Source organism: Hydrogenophaga sp. UC242_53 (assembly GCF_042696965.1).
Taxonomy (GTDB): Bacteria; Pseudomonadota; Gammaproteobacteria; order Burkholderiales; family Burkholderiaceae_C; genus Hydrogenophaga.
Genome location: NZ_CP170552.1, coordinates 2,691,586 through 2,712,609 on the forward strand (window position 1 = coordinate 2,691,586; position 21,024 = coordinate 2,712,609).

At 65.8% G+C, this 21,024-nt stretch carries 18 protein-coding genes and 3 pseudogenes; 3 read left to right on the forward strand and 18 right to left on the reverse strand.

What is annotated here, in order from left to right; genetic code table 11:
• Positions 1-30: 30 nt before the first annotated feature.
• The 8 genes from ACFJI0_RS13490 to ACFJI0_RS13525 are packed head-to-tail and all read right to left on the reverse strand — an operon-like array spanning position 31 to position 7,360.
• Positions 31-789, reverse strand: coding sequence for a GNAT family N-acetyltransferase (locus ACFJI0_RS13490; protein WP_382320389.1), 759 nt, complete (start codon positions 787-789; stop codon positions 31-33).
• A gap of 1 nt (position 790) precedes the next feature.
• Positions 791-1,264 (reverse strand): molybdenum cofactor biosynthesis protein MoaE, encoded by a 474-nt coding sequence (locus ACFJI0_RS13495; RefSeq protein ID WP_382320391.1) that lies wholly within the window; start codon positions 1,262-1,264, stop codon positions 791-793.
• Between the two features lies 1 nt (position 1,265).
• Positions 1,266-1,517 (reverse strand): MoaD/ThiS family protein, encoded by a 252-nt coding sequence (locus tag ACFJI0_RS13500; protein ID WP_382156978.1) that lies wholly within the window; start codon positions 1,515-1,517, stop codon positions 1,266-1,268.
• Complete coding sequence (gene glp / locus ACFJI0_RS13505) at positions 1,514-2,806, reverse strand: gephyrin-like molybdotransferase Glp (RefSeq protein WP_382320393.1); 1,293 nt, start codon at positions 2,804-2,806, stop codon at positions 1,514-1,516. The genes ACFJI0_RS13500 and glp overlap by 4 nt, the downstream gene beginning before the upstream one ends.
• Positions 2,803-3,345: a molybdopterin-guanine dinucleotide biosynthesis protein B gene (gene mobB, locus ACFJI0_RS13510; protein ID WP_382320395.1), complete on the reverse strand. Its 543-nt coding sequence runs from the start codon at positions 3,343-3,345 to the stop codon at positions 2,803-2,805. Before mobB ends, glp begins: the two co-directional genes overlap by 4 nt.
• On the reverse strand, positions 3,342-4,784 hold the full coding sequence (gene thrC, locus ACFJI0_RS13515; protein WP_382320397.1) for a threonine synthase: 1,443 nt from the start codon (positions 4,782-4,784) through the stop codon (positions 3,342-3,344). The genes mobB and thrC overlap by 4 nt, the downstream gene beginning before the upstream one ends.
• Positions 4,784-6,106, reverse strand: a complete 1,323-nt coding sequence (locus tag ACFJI0_RS13520) for a homoserine dehydrogenase (RefSeq protein WP_382320398.1) — start codon at positions 6,104-6,106, stop codon at positions 4,784-4,786. The genes thrC and ACFJI0_RS13520 overlap by 1 nt, the downstream gene beginning before the upstream one ends.
• A 27-nt stretch (positions 6,107-6,133) precedes the next feature.
• Positions 6,134-7,360, reverse strand: a complete 1,227-nt coding sequence (locus ACFJI0_RS13525; protein WP_382320400.1) for a pyridoxal phosphate-dependent aminotransferase — start codon at positions 7,358-7,360, stop codon at positions 6,134-6,136.
• Between the two features lie 138 nt (positions 7,361-7,498).
• On the opposite strand from ACFJI0_RS13525, the gene ACFJI0_RS13530 reads away from it, so the two are divergent.
• The 3 genes and pseudogenes from ACFJI0_RS13530 (at position 7,499) to ACFJI0_RS13540 (ending at position 10,471) form a co-directional block, all read left to right on the forward strand.
• Complete coding sequence (locus ACFJI0_RS13530; protein WP_382320402.1) at positions 7,499-7,879, forward strand: Mth938-like domain-containing protein; 381 nt, start codon at positions 7,499-7,501, stop codon at positions 7,877-7,879.
• 171 nt (positions 7,880-8,050) lie between these two features.
• On the forward strand, positions 8,051-8,527 hold the full coding sequence (locus tag ACFJI0_RS13535) for a peroxiredoxin (RefSeq protein WP_291111385.1): 477 nt from the start codon (positions 8,051-8,053) through the stop codon (positions 8,525-8,527).
• A gap of 194 nt (positions 8,528-8,721) precedes the next feature.
• Positions 8,722-10,471: pseudogene (locus ACFJI0_RS13540) on the forward strand (PhoH family protein).
• A gap of 66 nt (positions 10,472-10,537) precedes the next feature.
• Here ACFJI0_RS13540 and dnaB read toward each other — a convergent pair.
• From dnaB to ppsA, 10 genes and pseudogenes are all read right to left on the reverse strand, one after another.
• Positions 10,538-11,977: a replicative DNA helicase gene (gene dnaB, locus ACFJI0_RS13545; protein WP_291111389.1), complete on the reverse strand. Its 1,440-nt coding sequence runs from the start codon at positions 11,975-11,977 to the stop codon at positions 10,538-10,540.
• Positions 11,978-12,150: 173 nt separating this feature from the next.
• On the reverse strand, positions 12,151-12,603 hold the full coding sequence (rplI, locus tag ACFJI0_RS13550; RefSeq protein ID WP_382156962.1) for a 50S ribosomal protein L9: 453 nt from the start codon (positions 12,601-12,603) through the stop codon (positions 12,151-12,153).
• 13 nt (positions 12,604-12,616) lie between these two features.
• The gene (rpsR, locus tag ACFJI0_RS13555; RefSeq protein WP_068166407.1) at positions 12,617-12,898 is read right to left on the reverse strand and encodes a 30S ribosomal protein S18; all 282 of its coding nucleotides are present in this window, start codon (positions 12,896-12,898) and stop codon (positions 12,617-12,619) included.
• An 11-nt stretch (positions 12,899-12,909) separates the two neighbouring features.
• Positions 12,910-13,182, reverse strand: coding sequence for a primosomal replication protein N (priB, locus tag ACFJI0_RS13560; protein ID WP_382320404.1), 273 nt, complete (start codon positions 13,180-13,182; stop codon positions 12,910-12,912).
• Positions 13,183-13,221: 39 nt separating this feature from the next.
• Positions 13,222-13,608 (reverse strand): 30S ribosomal protein S6, encoded by a 387-nt coding sequence (gene rpsF / locus ACFJI0_RS13565; RefSeq protein WP_291111398.1) that lies wholly within the window; start codon positions 13,606-13,608, stop codon positions 13,222-13,224.
• Between the two features lie 130 nt (positions 13,609-13,738).
• Positions 13,739-14,212 carry a hypothetical protein gene (locus ACFJI0_RS13570; RefSeq protein ID WP_382156960.1) on the reverse strand — a complete coding sequence of 158 codons (474 nt, stop codon included), beginning with the start codon at positions 14,210-14,212 and terminating at the stop codon, positions 13,739-13,741.
• Positions 14,213-14,423: 211 nt separating this feature from the next.
• Positions 14,424-16,106 (reverse strand): MFS transporter, encoded by a 1,683-nt coding sequence (locus ACFJI0_RS13575; RefSeq protein WP_382320406.1) that lies wholly within the window; start codon positions 16,104-16,106, stop codon positions 14,424-14,426.
• A gap of 126 nt (positions 16,107-16,232) precedes the next feature.
• A pseudogene (locus ACFJI0_RS13580) lies at positions 16,233-18,298 on the reverse strand (VC_2705 family sodium/solute symporter).
• Positions 18,291-18,563 (reverse strand): DUF4212 domain-containing protein, encoded by a 273-nt coding sequence (locus ACFJI0_RS13585; protein WP_382320408.1) that lies wholly within the window; start codon positions 18,561-18,563, stop codon positions 18,291-18,293. Before ACFJI0_RS13585 ends, ACFJI0_RS13580 begins: the two are co-directional and overlap by 8 nt.
• Before the next feature lie 63 nt (positions 18,564-18,626).
• Positions 18,627-21,021, reverse strand: a pseudogene (gene ppsA, locus ACFJI0_RS13590) (phosphoenolpyruvate synthase).
• Positions 21,022-21,024 lie beyond the last annotated feature (3 nt).

Genomic DNA, 21,024 nt, shown 5'->3' on the forward strand with positions numbered 1-21,024 from the left:
ACCCGCTGCCGCCACCCGGGTTGACGCCGATCAAACCGACGCAGGGTCGGGCCGTCGCCAGTAAGCGTAAGCCCAGGCCGTGGAAAAGCCCAGCCTCTGGTAGAGCGCGAGCGCCGGTGCGTTGCTGGCGTCGACCTGCAGGAAGGCTTGCGGAATGCCGCGTTGCGCGGCCTCCTGCGCCATCGCGCGCAGCAAGCGCCCAGCCAGGCCGCGGCCGCGCTGCGCGGCCGCGGTGCGCATGCCGTGCACCCCCAGCCAGCCGTGGCCGAACGAGGCCGCGCCACAGGCCAGCGTGTGGCCGTTCTCGCGCAGGCTGGCATACCGCGTGCCCGTGGCGCGGCTCAGCGAGCGGGCACGGCTGGCCCCATCCACCGGGTCCAGGCCCTCGCCCAGGAACATGGCCATCCAGGCCGCGTCGGGCACATCGGCCAGGACAGCGGCCGGATCGGCCTCGACGTTCAGCAGCGCCTCGATCGGGGCGGTCTGCGTCAGCGTGGGCTGCCGGCGCACGAAACCCTGCTGCCGCAAGGCCTGCTGGAAAGGCTCGAACGCGGGCAGGTCCGGCAGGCGGAGCGCGGGGGTGAAGCCACGGGCCTCGTACCGCGCCAGGATCGAGGCCAGCAAGCCAAGGTCGGGCGCTGCATGGTGCAGGGGCACGGCGCTGCGCGCGCGGCCCACGGTGCCGCTGTCCATGGGCAACAACCAGCCGGGCAAGGCCTCCACCACCTCCGGCGCCACCGCCTGCAGCGTGGCGCGTTCGATGGCTTCGACGTCGGCGGCGCGGGTCATGTCAACCGTTGCGCGCCTCGATGCCCCAGCGCGCGAGCGCCGCGTCGTCGCTCACGCGGGCGTCGACCCAGCGCGCGCCCTCGGGCGTCTGTTCCTTCTTCCAGAACGGCGCCTGGGTCTTGAGGTAGTCCATGAGGAACTCGCAGGCCTGGAAGCTTTCGCCCCGGTGCGCGGAGGTCACGGTCACCAGCACGATCTGGTCCAGCGGCTGCAGCAGGCCCACGCGGTGGATCACGCGCGCGCCGTACAGATCGAAACGCTGGAAGGCCTCATCGATCATGGCCTCGATCGATTTTTCGGTCATGCCTGGGTAGTGCTCCAGCTCCATCGTGCTCACGCTCTGGCCGTCGTTGCGGTCCCGCACGGTGCCGATGAAGCTGCAGACGGCGCCCACGCGCGCGTCCTGCAGGCGCAGTTGAGCGACCTCGGTGCTGAGGTCGAAGTCTTCCGTCTGGATGCGGACGCGGGGCGCCATTTCAACCACCCGTGACGGGAGGAAAGAACCCGACCTCGGCGCCCTCGGTGAGTGGGGCGGACTCCTCGCTCATGGCCTGGTTCAGGGCCACGCGCACCGCCCGGCCCGGCGCCAGCACGTCCGCGTACGCGCCCCCGCGCGCCACGAGCTCGGCGCGCAAGGCCGAGAGCGTGGTGGCCTGGGTGTCCACCGCTTCGCTGCCCATGCCCAGGGCCTCGCGGATGGCGGCGAAGTAGCGCAACTGAACTTTCATGCGAGCAGGTCCGCAAAGGAGATGTAGGACACGGGGTCGCCGTGGGCGATGGTGGTACCGGCCGGGTTGTCGACCAGGCCATCGCCCCAGACGGCGGAGGTGAGCACACCCGAACTCTGGTTGGGGAACAGGTCCAGCCCGCCCGCGGCGTTGCGGCGAACGCGCAGGAACTCGCGGCGCTTGTCGGCCCGCGCCACGGTGAAATGAGCGGGCAGCGTGGTGGCCGGCGGCAGCGCCTGGAAGCGGTTCGCGGGCACACCTTGCAGCTTGAGCAGGAAGGGCCGCACCAGCAGCAGGAAGGTGACGAAGCTGGACACCGGGTTGCCCGGCAGGCCGATGAAATGGCAGGCAACGCCCGCCGCCGCACCCGCGCCACCATCGCGCCGCACCGTGCCGTACGCGAAGGGCTTGCCCGGCTTCATGCCGATCTGCCACAGGTCCAGGCTGCCGAGCTGTTGCACCGAGGGCTTGATGTGGTCTTCCTCGCCCACCGACACACCGCCGCTGGTGAGGATCAGGTCGTGGTGGTCGGCCGCGGTCTTGAGTGCGGCCAGCGTGGCTTCGCGACGGTCGGGCACGATGCCGAGGTCGCTCACCTCGCAGCCCATGCGCTGGAGCAGCGTGCGCAGGAAGAACCGGTTGGAGTTGTAGATCGCGCCAGGTTTCATGGCTTCGGGCGGCACCTCGCCCGGCATCACGAGTTCGTCGCCGGTGGAGAACAGCGCCACGCGCGGCCGCGCGTTCACCAGCAGGTGTGCCAGACCCAGGCTCGCGGCCAGGCCCAGGCTCGCGGGCGAGAGCTGCTCGCCCCGGGCGAGCACCACGGCGCCGCGCGTCACGTCTTCGCCCGCGCGGCGCACCCATTGGCCCGCCTCGGGCACCGCCTGGATGTGCACGGCGTGGATGTCACCCCCCACCTCGATGGTGTCTTCCTGCATCACCACGGCATCGGCCCCGGCGGGCATGGGTGCGCCGGTGAAGATGCGCGCGCAGGTGCCCGGCTCCAGAGGCTGGCCCGCGTGGCCGGCGGCGATGCGCTGACTCACGCGCAGCACCTGGCCCGGCTCGGTCACATCGGCCACGCGCACCGCGTAGCCGTCCATGGACGAGTTGTCGTTCGGCGGCACCTGCAGGGCCGAGACCAGGTCTTGCGCGAGCACGCGGCGGTCGGCGTCGAACGTGGCGACGGTCTCGGTCGCGCTCAGCGCCTCGACACGGCCCAGCAGGTCGGTCATGGCGTCGGCCAGCGACATCAGCGGTGCGCGTGCGGGAGGTTGGGAGGCGTTCATGGCGTCGTGGAAGGCGGATGGGCCTGGTAGGCGAAGCGGTCTGCATTGTCGAGCAACCAGAGCGCCACGTCATCGGGGTGGTTCAAATCCAGCACCGTGCGTGGGGTGGGTGCGGGCAAGGCCTGCGGGCTGTCGGTCACGACGGCAACGATGCGATCGTCGGCGGGGTAACGCACCGGCTTGCCATGGGCCTGGCGCCAGACCTCGACCTTGGCGAGGTCGCTGTCCTTGAAACCCTCGACCAGCACCCAGTCCACCGCGGGGTGCAGCTCGGCGATGAGGCTGTGCACCGAGTGCTCCACGCGATCCTGCAGCTCGCGCATGATCACCAGCCGCCGGGGCGAGGCGGCCAGCACCTCGAAGGCGCCGGCCTCGCGGTGGCGCCAGGTGTCCTTGCCCGGGTGGTCAATATCGAAGTCATGGTGGGCGTGCTTGACCACCGAGACGCGCTGCCCGCGCAGCTGCAGCGCGGGAATCAGTTGTTCGACCAGCGTGGTCTTGCCGGATCCGGAGTAGCCCGCGAATCCGACCACCTTCATGCGCGGGCGCAGTGCTCGGCGATGAAGGCCTGCACGTCGGCGGTGCGGGCCGGCATGACCTTCACCCGCTTGGGCAGGTCTTCGATGCCCTGGAACTGCGCCGGGCGATCGGGCTGGCGGCCCAGGGCTTCGACAATGGTTTCGGCGAACTTGATGGGCAACGCGGTCTCCAGCACCACCATGGGGGTGCCGGCTTCACGGTGTTCGCGCGCCACCTTCACACCGTCGGCGGTGTGGGTGTCGATCATCAGGCGGTGGCGCTGGTACACGTCGCGAATCGTGTCGAGCCGGTTGGCATGCGTGCTCTTGCCGCTGCGAAAACCATAGTGGCTCGCGGCCTCGGCGAACACCGGGTCGGTGCTCAGGTCGAAGCGGCCCTCGCGCGACAGGCCTTCACCGAAGAAGGCCTTGACGCGATCGCCGTCGCGCCCGAGCAGGTCGAACACGAAGCGCTCGAAGTTGCTGGCCTTGGAAATATCCATCGACGGGCTGGAGGTCTCGTGCGTGTCGGCGCTGCCGCGCACGCGGTACACGCCGGTGCGGAAGAACTCGTCGAGCACGTCGTTTTCGTTGGTGGCGACCACCAGCGTGCGGATCGGCAAGCCCATCTGGCGCGCCACATGGCCCGCGCACACGTTGCCGAAGTTGCCGCTGGGCACGGTGAACGAGACCTGCTCGGTGTCCTTCGTGGTGGCCTGGAAATAGCCAGCGAAGTAGTAGACCACCTGGGCCAGCAGGCGGGCCCAGTTGATCGAGTTGACGGTGCCGATCTTGTGGGCGCGCTTGAACGCGAGGTCGTTGCTGACGTCCTTGACGATGTCCTGGCAATCGTCGAACACGCCTTCGATCGCGATGTTGTGAATGTTCTCGTCCATCAGGCTGAACATCTGCGCCTGCTGGAACGGGCTCATGCGCCCGTGCGGGCTGAGCATGAACACGCGCACGCCGTGCTTGCCGCGCATGGCGTACTCGGCCGCGCTGCCGGTGTCGCCGGAGGTCGCTCCCAGGATGTTGAGTTCTTCACCGCGGCGCGCCAGCTCGTACTCGAACAGGTTGCCGAGCAACTGCATCGCCATGTCCTTGAAGGCCAGCGTGGGGCCGTTGGACAAGGCTTCGAGGTAGAAGCCGTCTTCGAGCTTCTTCAGCGGCACGATCTGCGGCGTGCCGAAGACCGCCTCGGTGTAGGTCTTCTCGCACAACGCGCGCAGGTCGGCGGCGGGGATGTCGTCGATGTAGAGCGACAGGATCTCGAACGCCAGCGCGGCGTAGCCCCCGGGCCGGCCGCCGTTGAACGACTCGCGCAGGCGCTGCAGCGCAATGGCATCGACCTGCGGGTAACGCTCGGGCAGGTAGAGGCCGCCGTCGGGCGCCAGGCCTTCCAGCAGGATTTCACAGAAGCGCTTGCGGTCGGCATGGCCGCGGGTCGAGAGGTAACGCATCAGTTGAGCTCTTCCTTGCGGATGCGCACGATGGGCGCCAGCACGGTGGGCAGCGTCTGCAGTTGCGCCAGGGCGTCGTTCATGGTGCCCTCGCGCGTGTCGTGCGTGAGGATGATGAGGTCGGTGGAGGTGCCACCTTCGCCGCTCACCTCGTCGGCCTCGCGCTGCAGCACCGCGTCGATGCTGATGCCGGCGCCGGCCAGCAAACCGGTGACCTTGGCCAGCACGCCGGCCTGGTCGGCCACGCGCAGGCGCAGGTAGTAGCTCGTCACCACCTCGCTCATGGGCAGCACGGTGAGATCGCTCAAGGCGTCGGGCTGGAAGGCCAGGTGCGGCACGCGGTGGTGCGGGTCGGCCGTGTGCAGGCGGGTGATGTCCACCAGGTCGGCGATGACGGCGCTGGCGGTGGGCTCGCTGCCCGCGCCCTTGCCGTAGTAGAGCGTGGTGCCCACGGCGTCGCCGTTGACCACCACGGCGTTCATCGCGCCTTCCACGTTGGCGATCAGGCGTTTGCTCGGCACCAGGCTCGGGTGCACACGCAGCTCGATGCCTTGCGCCGTGCGCTTGGTGATGCCCAGCAGCTTGATGCGGTAGCCGAGCTGTTCGGCGTACTTGATGTCGGTGGCGCCCAGCTGGGTGATGCCTTCCACATAGGCCTTGTCGAACTGCACGGGAATGCCGAAGGCGATCGCGCTCATGAGCGTGACCTTGTGCGCCGCGTCCACGCCTTCGATGTCGAAGGTCGGGTCGGCCTCGGCGTAACCCAGGCGCTGCGCCTCCTGGAGCACGACGGCGAAGTCCAGGCCCTTGTCGCGCATCTCGGAAAGGATGAAGTTGGTCGTGCCGTTGATGATGCCGGCGATCCACTGGATGCTGTTGGCGGTGAGGCCTTCGCGCAGCGCCTTGATGATGGGAATGCCACCGGCCACGGCCGCCTCGAAGGCCACCATCACGCCCTTGGCCGAAGCGGCCGCGAAGATCTCGGTGCCATGCACGGCCAGCAGGGCCTTGTTCGCGGTGACCACGTGCTTGCCAGCGGCGATGGCTTCCATCACCAGGGCCTTGGCGATGCCGTAGCCGCCGATGAGCTCGATCACGATGTCGATCTCGGGGTTGGCGATCACGGCGCGCGCGTCGTTCACGACCTTCACGTCCGGACCCACGATGGACTGCGCGCGGGCCACGTCCAGGTCGGCCACCATGGTGATTTCAATGCCACGACCGGCGCGCCGGCGAATCTCCTCCTGGTTGCGCTGAAGCACGTTGAACGTGCCACTGCCTACGGTGCCTATGCCCAGGAGGCCTACTTGGATCGGTTTCATGTCGGTCATGGTTGGGAAGCGGAAAAATCAGGTGCCGTGGCGTTTTCGCCAGCCCTCGAAAAACTCGGCCACGCGGTGGATGGCCTCGCGCAGGTCGTCCTCGTGCGGCAGGAACACGATGCGGAAATGCTGGTTGTCCGGGTAGTTGAACCCGGTGCCCTGCACCAGCATCACGCGCGTTTCCTGCAGCAGTTCCAGGAACATCTGCTGATCGTCCTCGACCGGGTACATCTTCGGGTCGAGCTTGGGGAACATGTAGAGCGCGGCCGAGGGCTTGACGCAGCTCACGCCCGGAATGGCGGTGATGAGTTCGTAGGCAAGGTCGCGCTGGCGGCGCAGGCGACCGCCTTCGCACACGAGGTCGTTGATGCTCTGGTACCCGCCCAGCGCGGTCTGGATCGCCCACTGGCCCGGCACGTTGGCGCACAGGCGCATGTTCGAGAGCATGTTCAGGCCCTCGATGTAGTCCTTGGCGGGCTTCTTGTTGCCCGAGACCACGAGCCAGCCCGCGCGGTAGCCGCACGACCGGTAGCTCTTGGACAGTGAATTGAAGGTCAGCGTGAGCACGTCGTCCGACAGGCTGGCGATGGCCGTGTGTTTGGCACCGTCGTACAGCACCTTGTCGTACACCTCGTCGGCGAAGATCACCAGCCCGTGCTCGCGCGCGAGTTCCACGATGGCCTTGAGCAGATCGTCGGAGTACAGCGCACCCGTGGGGTTGTTCGGGTTGATCACCACGATGCCCTTGGTCGCTGGCGTGATCTTGCGGCGGATGTCGTCGATGTCCGGCATCCAGCCGTTGGACTCTTCGCACATGTAGTGCACCGGCGTGCCGCCCGACAGACTGGCCGCGGCCGTCCACAGCGGGTAGTCCGGTGCCGGCAGCAGCAGCTCGTCGCCGTTGTCCAGCAGCGCGTTGGTCGCCATCACGATGAGCTCGCTCGCGCCGTTGCCGAGGTAGATGTCTTCCAGGGCCACGCCTTTGATGCCCTGCTTCTGCGTTTCGTGCATCACCGCCTTGCGCGCCGCGAAAATGCCCTTGCTGTCGGAGTAACCCGCCGAGTTCGGCAGGTTGCGGATCATGTCCTGTTGAATCTCCTCCGGCGCATCGAAGCCGAACACCGCCAGGTTGCCGATGTTGAGCTTGATGATCTTGTGGCCTTCCTCTTCCATCTGACGCGCCGCGTCCATGATGGGCCCGCGGATGTCGTAGCAGACGTTGGCAAGCTTGGCGGATTTCTGGATGCTTTTCAAAGGCCCTCCGGAGGGGGTTGTGGGGTCATGACCAACATGCCCCGCCGAGGTGCACCGGGCGTTATATTCGGTCTCTTCAGCAGGGAAAACCTGCAATTTGACCACAGATCCCCAGCCCTTCTGATCCACTGCCTTCCCATGAAACTTCACGCCGACAAGCTGGACACACAGTCCATCACCTCCTACGGCGAGGGGTGGATCGCCGTGAACGGCCAGCGCCATGCCGGCAGCCTTGTGCTCGCCTCGGGGGGCCAGCTGATTCCCTGGGAATGCCAGCGCTTCGAAGACCTCACCGCCACGCACTTCGAGCAGTTGGCCAGCGTCATGCCCGAAGCACCTGAACTGGTGGTGTTCGGCAGTGGCTCCCGGTTGCGCTTCGTGCGGCCCGCGCTGCTGCAGGGTTTGATGGAGCGCCGCATCGGCGTGGAAACCATGGACACCGCCGCGGCCTGCCGCACCTACAACATCCTGGCTGGCGAAGGCCGCCGCGTCGTGGCGGCGCTTTTGATCGAAACCTGAAACGCCCTCGTTCCCCTCTCCAGCCAAACCGTGACGGAATGGCGCAATCAGGGTAAAATAGCGGATTGTTTCCTGCCACGGCCCCCTTTTGCATGTCCAGTGCAGGGCATGCCGTGAAGCACCCGGGAAGCCAACGAATCACCACCAACTTACGTCAGGGGTCCACGCAGTATGGCAGTCGTTGTCAACAAACCCATTCCCGAATTTGAATCGCAGGCCACCGGTGGCGTGAAGGTCAGCAACCAGACCCACCTTGGCCAGACCATCGTTCTGTATTTTTACCCCAAGGACAACACCCCCGGTTGCACGACCGAGGCCATGCAGTTCCGCGACAAATACAAGGATTTCGTCAAGGCCGGCGCGCAGGTGTTCGGCGTGTCGCGCGACAACATGAAGTCGCACGACGACTTCAAGACCAAGCTCGAACTGCCCTTCGAGCTGATCGCGGACACCGAAGAGAAGATGTGCCACATGTTCGGTGTGGTGAAGAACAAGATCATGTACGGCAAGAAGGTCAAGGGCATTGAGCGCAGCACCTTCCTGATCGGCCCGGATGGCGTGCTCAAGCAGGAATGGCGCGGCCTGAAAGTGCCTGGTCACGTGGAAGACGTGCTCAAGGCGGTCAAGGCGCTCAAGAAGGCGCCCTGACCCCCTGAATCGAGGGAGTGGGACCACGCTGATGCAGAGATTTCCGGGTCACACGACTCGTGCATAATGAATTCATGACAACGGGAAGCTTTTCAGCCCCACCCTCTTTCGACAAGCTCCGCAGCTCTCAAAGCCGCCCGGTTTTCCCGGCGGCTTTTTGTTTTCCGGCCCCGCGCTGACACCACAAGTCCTCCATGCCACTGCCTCCCGCACCCTCCAAACGCGCAGCCCTGCTAGCCCCCGACGCCTACTCCCTTCGAGCCGCCGAAGAGCCACTGGACTTGAACCCTGTTCTGGAACCGTCCGCACCGGTTGCACCCGCCACCCCGGCGGGCTCGGCGCCGAAGGGCAATGGGCGGGGTCGAAAACCCTCGACGACAGCTGCCGTTGCACGTGCCGAAGTGCCGAAGGCACCCGTGCGCCCGCCCGCGCCGGTGGTGCGCAAAGCCCCCGAGGTGCGCCAGCCCGTCCCCGAGGCGCCCGCCGAACCCCGGGCCCCCGTGGCACCAGCTGCGCAGCAACCGCCGGCGCACCGCAGGCAAGGCCGGCAACGGGCCGGCGCGGCTGTTCGTGCTGGACACCAACGTCCTGCTGCACGATCCCATGAGCCTGTTCCGCTTCGAGGAACACGACATCTTCCTGCCCATGATCGTGCTCGAAGAACTCGATGCGCAGCAAAAGGGCATGACCGAGGTGGCCCGCAACGGCCGCCAGACCAGCCGCACGCTCGACGCCCTGGTGGCCCAGCAAGGTGGCGACATGGCCAAGGGCCTCAAGCTCTCGGCCACCGGCCATCAGTCGGCCCGTGGCCTGCTGTTTTTCCAGACCGAGCCGCTGGACAACGCCCTGCCTTCCAGCCTGCCCCAGGGCAAGGCCGACAACCAGATCCTGGGCGTGGTGCATGCCCTGCGCGAACGGCATCCGCAACGCGAAGTCATCCTGGTGTCGAAAGACATCAACATGCGGGTGAAAGCGCGCGCGCTGGGCCTGGCCGCCGAGGACTACCAGAACGACAAGACCCTGGACGACGGGGAACTGCTCTACGCCGGCGCCCTGGCCCTGCCCCAGGACTTCTGGACGCGCCAGAGCAAGACCATCGAGAGCTGGCAGAGCGGCAGCCACACGTTCTACCGCGTGAGCGGCCCTGCCGTGGGCCAGTTCTACATCAACCAGTTCGTGTATTTCGAGGCGCCCGGCGAGCCCTCGCTGTACGCCCGTGTGACCGAAATCCGCGACAAGACCGCGGTGCTCAAGACGCTGAAGGACTACACCCATTTGAAAAATGCGGTATGGGGTGTGACCAGCCGCAACCGCGAGCAGAACTTCGCGCTCAACCTGCTGATGGATCCGGAGATTGACTTCGTCACGCTGGCCGGCACCGCGGGCACGGGCAAGACGCTGATGGCGCTGGCCAGCGGCCTGACCCAGGTGCTTGACGACCGCCGCTACACCGAGATCATCATGACGCGCGCCACCGTGAGCGTGGGTGAGGACATCGGCTTCCTGCCGGGCACCGAAGAGGAAAAGATGGGCCCCTGGATGGGTGCGCTCGACGACAACCTCGAATTCCTGGCCAAGGGCGACGGCGGCAATGCCGGCGAGTGGGGGCGCGCTGCCACCAATGAGCTCATCCGCAGCCGCATCAAGGTCAAGAGCATGAACTTCATGCGCGGCCGCACCTTCATGAACCGCTACGTGATCATCGACGAGGCGCAGAACCTGACGCCCAAGCAGATGAAGACGCTGATCACCCGCGCCGGCCCGGGCACGAAGATCATCTGCATGGGCAACCTCGCACAGATCGACACGCCCTACCTGACCGAGGGTTCGTCGGGCCTGACCTACGCGGTCGATCGTTTCAAGGGCTGGCCGCATGGCGGACACATCACGCTGGCGCGCGGCGAGCGTTCGCGCCTGGCCGATTTCGCCAGCGAAGTGCTCTGACCTGAAGGCTTTTCGCCATGAAAAAACCCGGCCTTGGCCGGGTTTTTTCATGCGCGTCACCTGTCGTCAGTAATCGCTGCCACCGCCCATGCCACCGCCTGCCAGGCTTTCGAAACGGGTGAGCATGTTCAGGAAGGCCAGCTTCACCACGCCGGTGGGGCCGTTGCGCTGCTTGCCGATGATGATCTCGGCCACACCCGGCTCCTTGCAGTTCTCGCGGTTGTAGTACTCGTCGCGGTAGATGAACATGATGATGTCCGCATCCTGCTCGATGGCACCGGACTCACGCAAGTCCGACATCATGGGGCGCTTGTCGGTGCGCTGCTCGACCGACCGGTTGAGCTGGGAGAGCGCGATCACCGGGCATTGCAGCTCCTTGGCCAACATCTTCAACCCCCGCGAGATTTCGCCCAGCTCGGTGGCGCGGTTGTCGCCCCCGGACGCGCCGGAGCCACTCATGAGCTGCAGGTAGTCGACCACGATCAGACCCAGCTTGCCGCACTGCCTGGCCAATCGGCGGGCATTGGCGCGCAGCTCGCTGGGCGTGAGACCCGGCGTCTCGTCGATGTGCAGCGACACGGTGCGCAGCTTTTCGATCGCCTCCGTCAGGCGGGGCCACTCGTCGTCGGTGAGCTTGCCGGTGCGCAGATGCCCCTGGTTGATCCGGCCGATGGAGCCGACCACACGCACCGCCAGCTGCGATGCGCCCATTTCCATGGAGAACACGGCCACAGGCAGCCCTTCGTTCAGGGCCACGTGCTCGGCGATGTTGATCGCGAACGCGGTCTTGCCCATGGAGGGACGCGCCGCCAGCACCACGAGGTCACCCGCCTGCAGGCCCGAGGTCATGCGGTCCAGATCGATGAACCCGGTGGGAACACCCGTCACGTCCGCCGGGTTGTCGGCCATCTCCTGCACACGGTCCAGGAGGTCCACCACGAGCTTGTCCATGCTCTGGAAGCCCTCCTTCATCCGGGAGCCTTCCTCGCCGATCTTGAAGACCTTCTGCTCGGCCTCGTCCAGGATCTTGGCGACCGGCCGTCCTTGCGGATTGAAGGCGGCGGTCGCGATCTCATCACTGGCGGTCACGAGTTTGCGCAGGATCGCGCGCTCGCGCACGATCTCGGCATAGCGGCGGATGTTCGCCGCACTCGGCACGTACTGCGCGAGCGAGTTGAGGTACGCCAACCCACCCGCCTCTTCGGCCTTGCCCAGGTTCTGCAAGTGCTCGAACACCGTCACCACGTCGGCAGGCTTGCTCCCGTTGACCAGGGTCGCGATCGCAGAATAGGTCAGCCGGTGCTCGTGCCGATAGAAATCGGAGTCGTTGATCAGGTCGGCCACACGGTCCCACGCGCCGTTGTCGAGCAGCAGGCCGCCCAGCACACTGGATTCGGCTTCGATGGAATGCGGGGGCACGCGCAACTGGGCGACCTGACGATCACCCACAGGGTCTTCAAAGCCCGCATCAAAGTCGGGGAAGGGACTGGAAAAGGCAGTGGACATGGAGGTATCGCAGCTAAAGAGCGATGGTACGCCCCAGGGGATGGATCAGGGGTGGACAACCCTGTGGAAATCCGGTGTGAATCGCGTGCAGAAGGCGGGATAACCCGCCCGCGCCGCGCAAAAAAAAGCCGCTGCCCGAAGGCAGCGGCTTTTTGCAGAACGCTGCGCGGAACTCAGGCGGTTTCGCCGAGCACCGAGACGTTGACGTCGACCGTCACGTCGGTGTGCAGGTTGACGCTGACGGTGTAGTCGCCCACGTTCTTGAGGGGGCCGTTGGGCATGCGCACTTGCGACTTGGCCACAGCGAAGCCTTGCTTGTTCAGCTCTTCGGACACGTCGTGGTTGGTCACGGAGCCGAACAGGCGGCCGTCCACGCCGGCCTTTTGCGACAGCTTGACCGTCACGGCAGCGAGCTTCTCGCCCAGGGCCTGGGCTTCGGCCAGCTTGGCCGCCGCCACCTTTTCGAGTTCCGCACGGCGGGCTTCGAATTCAGCGATGGCGCTCTGGGTGGCACGGCGGGCACGGCCGGTGGGGATCAGGAAGTTGCGGGCATAGCCCTCTTTGACCTTGACCACATCGCCGAGGGCGCCGAGGTTGATCACTTTGTCGAGCAGGATGATTTGCATGTCAGGCTCTCTTTCAGACGCGGTGCTGGTCGCTGTAGGGCAGCATCGCCAGGAAGCGCGCGCGCTTGATGGCGGTGTTGACCTGGCGTTGGTAGAACGCACGGGTGCCGGTCAGGCGCGCGGGAATGATCTTGCCGTTTTCGGCGATGAAGTCACGCAGAACGTCCACGTCCTTGTAGTCGACTTCTTCGACGTTGGCCACGGTGAAGCGGCAGAAGCGCTTGCGCTTGAAGAGCAGCGACTGGGTGTTGCGCTTCGGGCGCTTGTCTTTGTTGAAACGTTTGGGTGCAGCCATGATGGGCCTTCCTATGTTTTGCTGAAATCTTGGATGTGGAACACCACGCCTTTGCCATTGCGCGCATTCGTCATGAAACCGTGAAACTCACAAGCCGCATCCAGGCCCTGTCGGGAGAGGATTTCGGCCTGGGCACCGAAGGCCACGGCCCTCAGCTGCAATTTCACCTGTCTGGGGGTGTCCATCTCGACGACCTGGGACTCGTGTTCAAGCACGAGGTTGACGGCCGGGATGCCTGCCGGTGTGTAACGCAGGCTCTGCACCTGCACCACCACGGCGGACAATTGAAGACGGTTCACCCGATGACGATTGGCGCCACAGACTTAGGCGGCGGCCTGCTCCTGCGACTGGTGCGTGGCCGGCTGTTGAAGCTTGCGGGCTTCTTCGCGCTCGACCGACTTCATCATGGCCGACGGACCGGTGTCGGCCTTCTTGCGCAGCACGGTGAGGTGGCGCAGCACGGCGTCGTTGAACTTGAACGCGTGTTCCAGTTCGGACATCACGGCCTGATCGGCCTCGATGTTGACGCACAGGTAGTGGGCCTTGGACAGCTTGTTGATCTGGTAAGCCATCTGGCGGCGGCCCCAGTCTTCAACACGGTGGATCTTGCCACCACCGGTGGTGATCATGCCCTTGTAACGCTCCAGCATGGCCGGAACCTGTTCGCTTTGGTCCGGATGGATCAGCAAAACGATTTCATAGTGACGCATAGACACTCCTTGAGGATGAGCCGTGGGGAGCCACGGCGGGATTCAGCCACCCGCCGCGTCTGGAAGCGGTGTGGCAAGGCGAAAAGCTCACGATTATAGCAAATCGCGGCTTTTCGGTACCCCAGCTGCTTCAGCGGTTGTTCAGCGCCTTGTCCAGGGGCACGAACTTCTCGGGGCCCACGGCCTCGCGGATCCTGGGAGCCAGCTCGAGCAGTTGCTCGTAGTTGCCGGCGGCCTCCACCGCCAGATTCAGGCGAAACCCCCTCAAGCCCAGGCTGGCGGTGAGCCGGGTGGCGATGGGATAGGCATCCTGATAGCGCTGCACCGGACTGCGCGAGTTGTGCTCCTTGAGCACTTCGTCGTGGGCCGCGGCCACCGCCTGCTCCGCGGCCGAGGGCTTGGGTGCCGAATCGGTGATCAATCCGAGCGCGAACAGGTGCTCTACGTCTTCCTGGGACACCCCCATGGCGGCCGATGCCGCCAGCAGCTCCGCCATGGAACGCCGGCCATCCACGAGGATGAAGACCGACCGTTGTCGCGGCGTCAGCGGCACCGATCGGTCTTTCATGACCTGCAGGCCGGTTTCGGTTTTCACAATGCTCATGGGTTCTCTCGAGGAAGCTCCACCGGGGGTGGTTTGTACCGGTCACCGGGATGACTCAACGCGGAAGTTGGATGAAACGAGCTTTACATGCGACTGGCGGCATTTGAATTGGGGTTTATCCATACCGGAGCGCCCATGAAAAAGCCCGCACGGGGCGGGCTCTGTGAAGAAAGTCGCACCCGCCCGCGGGCGGGCGCGACCCTGCTCAAGCTCAGTCCTTGGCGTAGATGTCCACGTCCTTGGTCTCGCGGATGAAGATCATGCCGATGATGAACGTGCCGGCCGCCACGATCACCGGGTACCAGAGACCGTAGAAGATGTCGCCGGTGGCGGCCACCATGGCGAAGGCCGTGGTGGGCAGCAAGCCGCCAAACCAGCCGTTGCCGATGTGGTACGGCAGGCTCATCGACGTGTAGCGGATGCGCGTGGGGAACATCTCGACCAGCATCGCGGCGATCGGGCCGTACACCATGGTCACCAGGATCACGAGGAACACCAGGATCAGCAGGACCATGCCCTTGTTCATCTTGGCGGGATCCGCAGGGGTGGTCAGGCCTTCGGCCTTGGCGGTGTCGGTCAGTGCCTTGCGGAAGTCACCAATGGCCTTCGCGCTGCCAGCCGCAAAGGCATCGCGCTTCTCGTTGAGCACGCCCACCGGCGAGTTCAGCACCTTGTCGCCCAGCGTCACCGTCGCGGGTGCACCGGCCGGACCCTGCACGCTGGTGTACGGGATGTACGCCTGCGTGAGTGCGCGCTTGGCGATGTCGCACGAGGTACGGAAATCGATGTCGCGTGCAATCGGGCTGCCCTGGAACGAGCACTCCTTCAGATCGGCCGTCACGGTGACCTTGTTCGCCTGTTGAGCCGCCACCAGCGCCGGGTTGGCGTAGTTGAGCAACATCGGGAAGACGGTGAAGTAGGTCAGCGCAGCGATCAGGCAGCCGCCCATGATGATGGGCTTGCGGCCGATCTTGTCGGACAGCGTGCCGAAGAAGATGAAGAACGGCGTACCGATCAACAGCGAGGCGGCGATCAACAGGTTGGCGGTTGTGGCGTCCACCTTGGCGATCGTGGTCAGGAAGAACAGCGCGTAGAACTGCCCCGTGTACCAGACCACGGCCTGGCCGGCGGTCAGGCCGAGCAGCGCCAGGATCACGACCTTCAGGTTCTTCCATTGGCCGAAGGACTCGGTCAGCGGCGCCTTGGAGGTCTTGCCTTCGGACTTCATCTTCTGGAACGCCGGCGACTCATTGAGGCTCAAGCGGATCCAGACCGAAATGCCCAGCAGCAGGATGGACACCAGGAACGGAATGCGCCAGCCCCATTCGCCGAACTCCTTGTCGCCCATCGCGGTGCGCACGCCCAGGATCACCAGCAGCGACAGGAACAGACCCAGCGTGGCCGTGGTCTGGATCCATGCCGTGTAGGCGCCCCGTTTGCCGTGCGGCGCGTGTTCGGCCACATAGGTCGCGGCACCGCCGTACTCACCACCCAGCGCCAGGCCTTGCAGCATGCGCAGGATGATCAGGATGACGGGAGCGGCCAGGCCGATGGACGCGTAGCTGGGCAGCAGGCCCACGATGAACGTGGACGCGCCCATGATCAGGATGGTCACCAGGAAGGTGTACTTGCGCCCGATCATGTCGCCCAGGCGGCCGAAGAAGATCGCACCGAACGGCCGCACCAGGAAGCCCGCCGCGAAGGCCAGCAAGGCGAAGATGTAGGCGGATGTTGGATCCAGGCCGGAGAAGAACTGGCGCGCGATGATGGCCGCGAGCGAGCCGTAGAGATAGAAGTCATACCACTCGAAAACCGTCCCTAGAGAAGAGGCGAAGATCACCTTTCTCTCCTCCTTGGTCATCGGTGCAGAAGCACTGGCCGTCGAAGTTGCCATGATGTTGAAGTCTCCTAAGTTAGATGGCTGGCACAAGATGCCATCGCAGTGTTTTAGGAGCGTCTGACAAGAAACTGACAGAGGGTGTCCTGGGCACGCCAGCACCCTCGGAACTGGTGTAAACCCCTAAGCGCTGGCGCCCTTGCGGCGCTGCAACAAGCTCAGAAGACCGATCACCACAAAGCCCACCGGCACACCGAAGACCCCCGCCGACAGAGGTTGGATGCCGAACCAGAGGTCTTGCCCCGCAGGCATGGCGAAAAAGGCGCGCACGGAGGGGGCGTTGATCATCATGTAGAGCACCGTGGTGCCCAGGCCGATCAACATGCCGGCCACCGCGGCCGGGCCCGTGGTGCGGGACCAGAAGATGCCCATGATCATGGCGGGCACGAAGGCGGAGGCGGCCAGCGAAAACGAGGACGCCACCAGGGGCAGGATTTCGGCGGGCTTGAGCGCCGCGACGAAGGCCGCCACCGTGCGCAACACTGAGCAAGGCGAACTTGGAGAGGATCACGCGCTGCTCGGGCGTGACGATGCGTTTGACCTCGTGGCAGTAGGTGTCGCGCACCAGCGAATTGCTGATCGTCAGCAGCAGGCCATCGGCGGTTGACAGCGCGGCCGCGAGCCCCCCGGCGGCCACCAGGCCCGAGACCACATAGGGCATGCCACCGAGCTCGGGGGTGGCGCAGCATGATCACGTCGGCGCCAAGGCGGAGTTCGCTGAACTGCAGGATGCCGTCGCCATTGATGTCGCTCACCGAGACCAGCGAACCGTCCATGCGCGACCACTGCGCGATCCAGGGCGGCAAGGCATCGAAACTGCTGCCCACCACGTTCTGCATTACCTCGTACTTCACCAGCACCGCCAGCGCGGGCGCGCTCAGGTACAGCAGGGTGATGAAGAACAGCGACCACGCCACCGAAGAGCGTGCGGTCGCCACCGATGGCGTGGTGTAGTAGCGCGTGAGCAAATGCGGCAACCCCGCCGTGCCCACCATCAGGCAGAACATGAGGGCCAGGAAGTTCGCGCGCGAGGACTGGAAGGTCTCGCGCTCGGCGGGCGTGCCGTCCGGATCGCCCGCGAAGGCCTGGCTGTGCGGCATGAGCCCACCCAGCGGCCGGGACCGCTCCTCGCTTTCCTGCATGGCGCGCGTCCACCGCTCCCGCGCCGTCGCCACGTCAGGGGGCAAGGCCGCCAGTTCGCGCGTGGCCGCGACCACCAGCTCCATGTCGGCGTTCTGGGACTTGAGCGCGCGGACGCGCTCCTGCTTGGCGGCGCGCTCGCGCTTGAGCGTGCCCTCCACGTCCTGCAGCCACACCGCGTACTCGCGCGCGCGCCGCGCGAACTCGTCCTGCACCTGCTTCTCGGCCGGCGAGGCCATCAGATCGTGCTCGAGCTGGGCGATCTTCTCGAGTTGCTCGCCGTACACCAGGGGCGCCAGCGGGTTGCCCAGCTGCTTGTAGGCCAGCCAGGACACAGGGATGAGGAAGGCGAGCAGCAGGATGATGTACTGCGCCACCTGGGTCCAGGTGATGGCCCGCATGCCGCCCAGGAACGAGCACAGCACCACTCCACCCAGGCCCAGCATGATCCCGATCTCGAACTGCACACCGGTCAGCCGCGAGGCCACCAGACCGATGCCGTAGATCTGCGCGACCACGTAGGTGAAGGAGCACAGCACGGCCGAAAACGCCGCGATGCGCCGGGGCCAGCGCCCGCCGAAACGCTCCTTGAAGTAGTCCGGCACCGTGTACAGGTTGAGCTTGCGCAGGTGGGGCGCGATGAGCAGGGCCACGAGGCAGAAGCCCCCGGTCCAGCCCAGCACATAGGCCAGCCCGCCGGCCTGCGTTTCGGTGCCCCCGAAGCCCTGCAGGTACAACCCTCCCGCGAGGCTGATGAAGGAGGCCGCGCTCATCCAGTCGGCGGCGGCGGCCATGCCGTTGTAGACCGGCGGAATGCGCCGCCCGGCCACGTAGTACTCCTCGGGGTCGGCGGTGCGACCATAGATGCCGATGCCGCCGTACATCATCACCGTGGAGAACAGGAAGATGGGGCCCAGCCAGCGCCGGGACAGGCCGCTCTGCTCGGCCCAGGCCATCAGCAGCAGGAAAGCGATCAGGGCGAGGATGTAGAACGCCAGGATGCGGTGCAGCCGGCGCTTGTAGGCCGCGTAGGCCGGGCTGTCAGGCATCACTGGCCTCGCTCGCCTCGCCGCGCGCCTCCTCGGCTTCCAGACGGCTCATGACGCTGGCATAGACCACCACGATGACGATGAACACCAGGACCGCGCCCTGGGCCGCCATCCAGAAGTGCAACGGCCAGCCCATGACGACGACGCTCAGCTCACGCGCGAAGAAGCAGACCCCGAACGAGGCCAGCACCATGACCGACAACAGCACCGCCTTGAGCGCCAGGGCGCGGCGGTCGTGTTCGTCGGTCGTGGGGCGCTCGGACATCACCGGATCATCGCACCCGGGCGGCTCGCGCCGCCTAGGTATTTGCTCGCAGCAGCGAGGCGATCACTCCTTGGCCAGCTGCTTCCAGGTGTCGATCACGCTGTCCGGGTTGAGCGAGATCGAGCTGATGCCCTCGTCGCGCAGCCACTCGGCGAAATCGGGGTGGTCGCTGGGGCCCTGGCCGCAGATGCCCACGTACTTGCCTTCGGCCTTGCAGGCGCCGATGGCCATGGTCAGCATGGCCTTGACGGCCGGGTCGCGCTCGTCGAAGTCGTGCGCCAGCAGCTCCAGGCCCGAATCGCGGTCCAGGCCCAGCGTGAGCTGCGTCAGGTCGTTGGAGCCGATCGAGAAGCCGTCGAAGAACTGCAGGAACTGCTTGGCCAGCACCGCGTTGCTAGGGATCTCGCACATCATGATGACCTTGAGGTCGTTCACGCCGCGCGCCAGGCCCTTTTCGGCCAGCAGCCCGGTCACGCGCTCGGCCTGGGCCAGAGTGCGCACGAAGGGCACCATCACCTGCACGTTGCTCAGGCCCATGTCCTCGCGCACGCGCTTGAGCGCCTCGCACTCCATGGCGAAGGCTTCGCGGAACTCGTGGCTGACGTAGCGCGCCGCACCCCGGAAACCCAGCATGGGGTTCTCTTCCTCGGGTTCGTAGCGCGAGCCGCCCACCAGCTTGCGGTACTCGTTGCTCTTGAAGTCGGACAGGCGAACGATGACGGGCTTGGGCCAGAAAGCCGCCGCGATCGTGCGCAGCGCCTTCGGCCACCTTGTCGACGTAGAACGCGCGCGGCGAGGCATGTCCCCGCGCGACGGACTCCACCGCCTTCTTCAGGTCGGCATCGATGTTCGGGTAGTCGAGGATGGCCTTGGGGTGCACGCCGATGTTGTTGTTGATGATGAACTCCAGCCGCGCCAGGCCCACCCCGCCGTTGGGGATCTGGGCGAAGTCGAAGGCCAGCTGGGGGTTGCCCACGTTCATCATGATCTTCACGTCCAGCGGCGGCATGTCACCGCGCTGCACCTCGGTGATTTCGGTCTCCAGCAGGCCGTCGTAGATGTTGCCGGTGTCGCCCTCGGCGCAGCTCACGGTGACCAGCGTGCCGTCCTTGAGCAGGTCGGTCGCGTCGCCGCAGCCCACCACGGCCGGGATGCCCAGCTCGCGCGCGATGATGGCGGCGTGGCAGGTGCGCCCGCCCCGGTTGGTCACGATGGCGCTGGCGCGCTTCATCACCGGTTCCCAGTTCGGGTCGGTCATGTCGGTCACCAGCACGTCGCCGGGCTGCACCTTGTCCATCTCGCTGATGTTGTGCACCAGGCGCACGGGGCCGGTGCCCACCTTCTGGCCGATCGCGCGACCGCTGGCCAGCACGGCACCCTTGCCCTTGAGCTTGTAGCGCACCTCGGTCTTGCCGGCGCTCTGGCTCTTCACCGTCTCGGGCCGGGCCTGCAGGATGTAGATCTGGCCGTCGGTGCCGTCCCTGCCCCACTCGATGTCCATCGGGCGGCCATAGTGCTGCTCGATCACCAGCGCGTACTTCGCCAGTTGCTCGACGTCGGCATCGGACAGGCTGTAGCGGTTGCGCTGCTCCACCGGCACATCGATGGTCTTCACCAGCTTGCCGCTGCCGGCCTTTTCCTCGGGCGTGCTGAACACCATCTGGATCAGCTTGGAGCCCAGGTTGCGGCGGATCAGCGCGCGCTTGCCCGCCTTGAGCATGGGCTTGTGCACGTAGAACTCGTCCGGGTTCACCGCGCCCTGCACCACCGTTTCGCCCAGGCCGTAGCTGGAGGTGATGAAGACCACATCCTCGAAGCCGCTCTCGGTGTCGATGGTGAACATGACGCCGGCCGCGCCGGTGTCGGAGCGCACCATGCGTTGCACGCCGGCGGAGAGCGCCACGTCGGCATGGGCGAAGCCCTTGTGCACGCGGTAGCTGATGGCGCGGTCGTTGTACAGCGAGGCGAACACCTCCTTCATCTTGTGCAGCACCTCTTCGATGCCCACCACGTTGAGGAAGGTTTCCTGCTGGCCGGCGAACGAGGCGTCGGGCAGATCTTCGGCCGTGGCCGAGGAGCGCACCGCGAACGAGGCCTTGGCGTTGCCGGCGCTCAGGGTCACGAAGGCGTCGCGGATCGCTTTTTCCAGGTCGGCCGGGAACGGCTGGTTTTCGACCATGGCGCGGATCTCGGCACCGGCCTGAGCCAGAGCCCGCACGTCTTCGGTGTCCAGCTGGTCCAGCCGGGCGTTGATGCGCTCGGTCAGGCCGTCGTGCTTGAGGAATTCGCGGAAGGCGTGCGCCGTGGTGGCAAAGCCGGTCGGCACCTTCACGCCGGTGGGCAGTTGCGAAATCATCTCGCCGAGGCTGGCATTTTTGCCGCCGACGGACTCGACATCGCTCATTCGCAGTTTTTCGAACGGCACGACCAGATCGGTCGCTCCAAACAGCTGGGACATGGG